Annotated in this window: 6 protein-coding genes and 1 pseudogene; 6 read left to right on the top strand and 1 reads right to left on the bottom strand. The window is 44.0% G+C overall.

Annotation, left to right across the window (positions count from 1 at the left end; genetic code table 11):
* The 4 genes and pseudogenes from R7093_RS21480 to R7093_RS21465 all read left to right on the top strand — a co-directional run.
* Positions 1–71: pseudogene (locus tag R7093_RS21480) on the top strand (elongation factor Tu); the annotation flags it as partial.
* A gap of 331 nt (positions 72–402) precedes the next feature.
* Entirely contained in the window at positions 403–591 is a 189-nt protein-coding gene (locus tag R7093_RS21475) for a (2Fe-2S)-binding protein (RefSeq protein ID WP_005381360.1), read from the top strand.
* Positions 592–684: 93 nt separating this feature from the next.
* Positions 685–1,161 carry a bacterioferritin gene (gene bfr / locus R7093_RS21470; protein ID WP_005381359.1) on the top strand — a complete coding sequence of 159 codons (477 nt, stop codon included), beginning with the start codon at positions 685–687 and terminating at the stop codon, positions 1,159–1,161.
* 206 nt (positions 1,162–1,367) lie between these two features.
* The gene (locus R7093_RS21465; protein ID WP_005381358.1) at positions 1,368–2,645 is read left to right on the top strand and encodes a malic enzyme-like NAD(P)-binding protein; all 1,278 of its coding nucleotides are present in this window, start codon (positions 1,368–1,370) and stop codon (positions 2,643–2,645) included.
* A gap of 113 nt (positions 2,646–2,758) precedes the next feature.
* Here the strand turns inward: R7093_RS21465 and metJ are convergent, their stop codons facing one another.
* Positions 2,759–3,079, bottom strand: a complete 321-nt coding sequence (metJ, locus tag R7093_RS21460; RefSeq protein ID WP_005381353.1) for a met regulon transcriptional regulator MetJ — start codon at positions 3,077–3,079, stop codon at positions 2,759–2,761.
* 225 nt (positions 3,080–3,304) lie between these two features.
* On the opposite strand from metJ, the gene R7093_RS21455 reads away from it, so the two are divergent.
* Positions 3,305–4,465, top strand: a complete 1,161-nt coding sequence (locus R7093_RS21455) for an O-succinylhomoserine (thiol)-lyase (protein WP_005381350.1) — start codon at positions 3,305–3,307, stop codon at positions 4,463–4,465.
* Between the two features lie 15 nt (positions 4,466–4,480).
* Positions 4,481–6,889 (top strand): bifunctional aspartate kinase/homoserine dehydrogenase II, encoded by a 2,409-nt coding sequence (locus R7093_RS21450; RefSeq protein WP_017633523.1) that lies wholly within the window; start codon positions 4,481–4,483, stop codon positions 6,887–6,889.
* Positions 6,890–7,150 lie beyond the last annotated feature (261 nt).

Genomic DNA, 7,150 nt, shown 5'->3' with positions numbered 1-7,150 from the left:
GTCTACGTTTCGCGATCCGTGAAGGTGGCCGTACAGTAGGTGCTGGTGTTGTTGCTAAGATCTTCGACTAATTCATAACGAATTAAACGAAATCTTGCACTGTTCTTCTTTTTGAAGAAAGCGCATCGAAAAGGGAAGCTTAGGCTTCCCTTTTTCATTTCTAGATTACATTTAGTTATAAGTGTTGAAATAAAAGACGTCACTTTTTCGATTTAAAAACAGAGTTTTACCGACTTTGTTTCTTAACGCTTTTACTCACCCCTCTTAACCCTTTGATCTTTTCCTGCAGCGGTAAAATCGTTATAACCAAATATTCTGAGCGGACACCATAATGCGACTGGTAACAAGAACTATTCTTGTTTATATTGTTTGTCACAGATTAGTTTTATAGGTTTTTTGAGTATGTACGTTTGTCTTTGCCATGGTGTCTCCGACAAAAAAATTAGGAAGTTGGCGATAGATGAAGGCGTAACAGATATTAAAGGAATCAAAAAGTGCACGGCATTGGGCAGCCAATGTGGTAAGTGCATCAGACAGGCCAAGGAAATTTTAGCGGAAACTAGTTACACGGAATTTAAACAAGCCAGCTAATTGCTGTAAGTATGCAGTAATTATTTGCCTTACATTTTGACACCTTCTCATTTGCTTCTACATTTAAATGAAGCCAAAGAGGAGGGTTTTGTCATGAAAGGCGATCCAATCATCATTCAACATCTCAATAAAGTGCTCGGTAACGAGCTCGTCGCTATTAATCAGTATTTTCTTCACGCCCGAATGTATAAAGACTGGGGCTTAAAGCACCTAGCAGACAAGGAATATCACGAATCTATCGATGAGATGAAGCATGCCGATCATCTAATTGAGCGTATTTTGTTCCTTGAAGGTCTACCGAACCTACAAGATTTAGGTAAGTTGATGATTGGTGAAGATACCAAGGAAATGCTCGAGTGTGACTTAAAGCTTGAAATGGCGGCTATTCCAGATTTAAAAGATGCGATTGCCTACGCTGAAGACATTCGAGATTATGTGTCTCGAGATCTCTTCCAAGATATTCTTGAAGATGAAGAAGAACATGTTGATTGGCTAGAGACGCAACTTGGCTTGATTGAAATGTCTGGTATTGAGAATTATCTCCAAGCGCAATACGTGGACGAAGAGTAACGATACTTTCTGAGTTTGCATACTCCAATAATAGTAAGAAGAAAGAGCACCTGACTCGAAAATCAGGTGCTTAACCCCGTTATCTGGTCTAATCTCTTTTATTATCGGCTTTTTAAGGATATTGCTCGCAATCTTGCCTATGAAGTTTGATTTCTATCCGATAGAATTTATGCCCCCTTACCTAAAAATAAAAAAGAGAAACGTCCATGTCTGAAGACAACCACCAAGCAGCCACTCCAGAAGAAGAACATCGCCAAAAAGCATTGGATTACCATGCTTATCCAACTCCAGGAAAGATTGCTGTCGAACTTACAAAGCCTGCGGAAACGGCGGGTGATCTTGCCCTTGCTTACAGCCCTGGTGTTGCAGAGCCAGTGCGTGAAATCGCACAAAACCCGGATAACGTGTACAAGTACACTGCAAAAGGGAACATGGTTGCTGTTATTTCTAACGGTACCGCTATTCTAGGTCTAGGTAACCTAGGTCCACTTGCATCTAAGCCAGTGATGGAAGGTAAAGCGTTACTGTTTAAGCGTTTCGCAGGTCTTGACTCTATTGATATTGAAGTTAAGCACCGCACGATCGATGAATTTGTTGATACTGTTGCGAGCATTGCAGACACTTTTGGCGGTATCAACCTTGAAGATATTAAAGCACCAGACTGTTTTGAGATTGAAAAGCGTCTGATTGAGCGTTGTGATGTACCAGTATTCCACGATGATCAACATGGTACTGCTATTGTAACGGCAGCGGGTATGCTGAATGCAATCGAACTTCAAGGTAAGAAACTTGAAGATTCAACAATTGTTTGTCTTGGCGCTGGCGCTGCCGCTGTAGCGTGTATGGAGCTTCTGATCAAATGCGGTGCAATGCGCGAAAAAATCTACATGCTAGATCGCAAAGGTGTGATTCACACTCGTCGTGATGACCTTAATGAATATAAGCAGTTATTTGCGAACAATACAGATAAGCGCACACTAGAAGACGTAATTGAAGGTGCAGATCTGTTCCTAGGTGTATCTGGTCCAAACCTGTTGCCAGCGGAAGCGTTGAAGTTGATGGCTGATAAGCCAATCGTATTCGCATGTTCTAACCCGGATCCTGAAATCAAGCCGGAACTTGCTCACGCAGTTCGTGATGACTTGATCATGGGTACTGGCCGTAGTGATTATCCTAACCAAGTTAACAACGTATTGTGTTTCCCATTCATTTTCCGTGGTGCTCTTGATGTGCGTGCAAGTGAAATCAATGATGAAATGAAACTTGCAGCCGTTGAGGCGATTCGCGAGCTAGCAAAAGAGCCTGTACCTGAAGCCGTATTGAAGGCTGCCGGTGTTGATAAGCTAGAGTTTGGTGCGGACTATATTATTCCAAAACCAATGGATTCACGTTTGCTACCACGTGTTGCAAAAGCGGTTGCTCAGGCGGCGGTTAATTCAGGTGTAGCTCGTATCGAGATGCCTGAAAACTACATGGCAGAGTAATATATCTTTCAGATGTGATACACAAAAAATGGGACGCTATTGCGTCCCATTTTTTATGTCATCCATTTGGCTCGAGGCAAGAGTTATTACCTGAAACCTTTTATCAGGCTTTTTTATTCTTCGTCGAATGACTCAAATTCGATGCCCATTTCCGTCATCAGCGCTTTTACTTCTGTTGGAATATCATCAGGACGGTCTTTACGAAGGTCTTCATCTGTCGGAAGTGGCTGACCTGTGTACGCGTGCAAAAATGCCTCGCATAGCAATTCGCTATTGGTTGCATGGCGTAAGTTATTGATCTGACGGCGAGTACGCTCATCAGTTAGCACCTTTAAAACTTTTAGCGGGATAGAGACGGTAATTTTTTTTACTTGTTCGCTTTTTTTGCCGTGCTCTGCATATGGGCTAATGTATTCGCCATTCCAGTCAGCCATTGCACACCTTCATTTATGTAATCGGTTAAAAATAATTTAGGTGCTGATTTTAGCTGCATTTACCGCCATAAGCAAAGACATATAGACGTCTAGAAGTGTTGACGTCTCATTTTTTGACGAGTAAAGTGAACATAACAGCAAAGGAAGCGTGTTGATCACTTTATGTTACTCATTAGATATAGCGCATTCCTATTTAGAAGTCATTACCCGTGAAAGGATACACCCATGAGCACTCGCAAACCTGCGACCATTGCAGTACGCACTGGTATTGAATCAGACAGCCAATATCATGCTGTCGTTCCACCTATTTATCTTTCCACTAACTATGGTTTTCCTGCTTTTGGTGAAGTGCCCAAGTATGATTACACACGATCTGGTAATCCAAACCGCGGACTGTTGGAAAGTGCGCTATCTGAACTTGAGTCTGGAAAAGGAGCGGTTGTTACTAACTGCGGTACGTCGGCATTAAATTTATGGGTTTCCGCTTTTCTCGGCCCAGATGATCTCATTATTGCTCCTCACGATTGTTATGGTGGTACCTATCGTCTTTTTAATACCCGAGCTAACAAAGGCGATTTTAAGGTTCAGTTTGTCGATCAATCAGACGAACAGGCTTTAGATGCTGCATTGGCACAAAAACCAAAACTCATTTTGCTAGAAACTCCGTCAAACCCTCTGGTTCGCGTAGTGGATATTGCAGCTACTTGTGAAAAAGCGAAACAAGTCGGCGCGTTAGTTGCGGTGGACAATACCTTTTTGACACCCGTGTACCAAAAACCTTTAGAGCTAGGTGCGGATTTTGTTATCCACTCCACAACAAAGTACATCAACGGTCATTCGGACGTAATTGGTGGGGTAATCATCACCAACACAGAAGCGCATGCAGAAGAGCTTGCATGGTGGGGCAATTGTATTGGTGCAACGGGCACACCTTTCGATAGTTACATGACACTGCGAGGTATTCGTACGCTTGGTGCTCGTATGAAAGTACATGAAGAGAGCTCACAGCAGGTACTGGCTTACCTACAGAAACAAGCGTTAGTTAAAACTATCTATCATCCAAGCCTGCCGGAACATCCAGGTCACGACATTGCTAAAAAGCAGCAAACGGGCTTTGGCTCTATGTTGAGTTTTGAGTTTGCTGGTTCGTTTGAGCAGCTAAAGGTGTTTGTGAAAGAGCTCCAACTGTTTTCATTAGCTGAATCATTAGGTGGTGTAGAAAGTTTGATTTGCCACCCGGCATCCATGACTCACCGTGCAATGGGTGAGGAGGCACTGGCGGAGGCTGGGGTCTCTCATCAACTATTGCGTTTGTCTGTCGGTTTGGAAGATGCACAAGACCTCATCACAGATTTAGAACAAGCGTTCGCTAAAGCTACCCAGTAATAGGAGACGATAACAATGACTGTACAACGTCAGCTGCATAAGTTTGGTGGCAGTAGCTTAGCAAACCCAGAATGCTACTTACGCGTTGTGGGTATTCTCAAAGAGTATTCGACAGAAAATGATCTTGTGGTCGTCTCTGCTGCAGGAAAAACCACTAATCGCTTGATTGAGTTTTTGGAAGGGTTAAATAAAGATGGCCGAATTGCGCATGAAGCGCTTCAAAGCTTGAGACAGTTCCAAACTGAGCTAATAGAAAGCTTGTTGGAGAGTGAAGCAAAAGAAGAGCTGTTAGCTTTATTACATGATGAGTTCAGTACTCTCTCGGAGCTGACTGCACCACTCACTAATGCGCAAAAAGCTGCGGTACTGGGACACGGAGAAGTATGGTCTGCTCGCCTATTGGCCGCGTTATTATCTCAACGTTCTATCCCTGCGGTTGCACAAGATGCACGAGCGTTTTTACGTGCAGAAGCGGGAACTCAACCAGAGGTTGATCGCGCTCGTTCATACCCTTTAATTAAAGAGATCCTCGCGCAGCATAACCATAAACGTGTGGTAATTACTGGCTTTATGGCTCAGAACGAGGCAGGAGAAACCATTCTACTTGGTCGTAATGGCTCTGACTATTCTGCAACGGTCATAGGCGCGCTTGCTGAAGTCAGTACTGTCACGATTTGGAGTGATGTTGCTGGTGTTTATAGTGCCGATCCACGTTTGGTGTCTGACGCTTGTTTATTACCGTTACTTCGATTGGATGAAGCCAGTGAACTTGCTCGCTTAGCTGCCCCAGTGCTACACAGTCGTACGCTTCAGCCTGTGGCGCAAAGTACCATGGACCTTAATCTCAAGTGTAGCTATCTGCCAGAGTCGGGTTCTACTCGTATTGAGCGTGTATTGGCATCTGGTCGTGGCGCTAAAATTATTACTTCACTGGATGATGTTTTATTGGTGCAGTTGTCTTTCATGCATGGGCACGACTTCGAAAAAACACAGAGTGATGTATTACAAGCGTTGCAGCGCGCGCAATTAGAGCCACTGGCATTTGAAGCTCAATCCGATCAGCACACGCTACGCTTGGCTTACACCGCAGAAATCGCCGGTGGTGCATTGAAACACTTGCAAGAGCTTGCGGTAGAGGCAGAAATTAAGCTAAAAGAAGGTTACTCGCTCTTAGCTGCGGTAGGTGCAGGCGTTACGAAAAACGCCAATCATTGCTTTGGCTTTTATCAGAAGCTAAAGCACTCTCCGGTAGAATTTATCTCTGAAACAGACTCAGGGCTGAGCCTAGTCGCTGTTTTGCGCCGTACTGATACCGAGGCGTTGGTTCAAACGATTCATAGCCAGTTGTTCCAAGCGCAAAAACGCGTGGCAGTGGCTTTATGTGGCAAGGGTAATATTGGTTCTAGTTGGCTAAATTTATTTGCTACGCAAAAAAGTGAGCTCGAAAAACGTCATGGTATGAGCTTTGATCTTGTCGCGGTTGTGGATAGCCAAACCTATTGGTTCGATGAGCAAGGTATTGAGGCGGCGAGTGTTGCTGAACGATTTGATGATGAAAGCATAGCAAACAATGGGGATTGGCTGGCACGTTTGGGAGCGCTTAAAAGCTATGATGAAGCCGTCGTGCTTGATGTTACCGCGAGTAAAGAGTTAGCTCAGCGCTACGTAGAAATCGCACAGCAAGGCATTCATTTGATTTCCGCTAACAAAGTGGCCGGTTCCGCAGATAGCCAGTACTACCATCAGGTTCAAGATGCATTCGCTAAAATTGGTCGTCATTGGCTATACAACGCAACGGTTGGTGCTGGGTTACCGATAAACCATACCGTGCGAGATCTTCGTGAAAGTGGGGATGAAATAGTCGCTCTATCGGGTATTTTCTCGGGGACGCTATCATGGCTGTTCCAACAGTTTGATGGTTCTGTGCCATTTAATGATTTAGTCGATCTTGCTTGGCAGCAAGGTTTAACCGAACCTGATCCTCGTTCTGATTTAGATGGCTCTGATGTAATGCGCAAGTTAGTCATCTTGGCTCGAGAGTCGGGCCTAGATATAGAACCAGACAGCGTTAAAGTTGAGTCTTTGGTGCCAGAAGAATTAAGAGAACTGAGCTTAGATGATTTCTTCGATAATGGAGCGTTGTTGAGTGAAATACTTCAAGAGCGTCTGACAAAAGCACAGAGAAACGATCAAGTGCTTCGCTATGTGGCGCGTTTAGAAAAAAATGGTAAAGCAACGGTGGGAGTCGAAGCGTTATCTCGTGAGCACGCGCTCGCCAACTTATTGCCATGCGATAACATTTTTGCCATAGAGAGCAAGTGGTACAAAGATAACCCTCTGGTCATTCGAGGACCAGGCGCAGGCAGAGAAGTGACAGCCGGCGCTATTCAATCCGACCTCAACCGATTGGCTGGTTTATTTTAAAGTTGCGATTGACCTAAAAACCCTGGAATTAATCCAGGGTTTTTTATTCCCCTATCAGTGCCATACTGAAGTCATAACCCGTGCAAAATGGTGAGATGATGCTCAAGTAGAAACTTGAACTATCTTCATTATTAACTTGAGAAAAATTCATAATTACAAGGTTGACATTAAATCGTATTCAATACATTCTGTAGACATATAGACGTCTAAACGTCGATTTTAAGGATTTGTTTTCGTGGCGGAGTGCCGCAGGGAGAGTAA

It is taken from the genome of Vibrio sp. 1580 (assembly GCF_033340055.1).
Note: the sequence above shows the minus strand (reverse complement) of the source record. Positions and strands in the feature narration are given on the sequence as shown.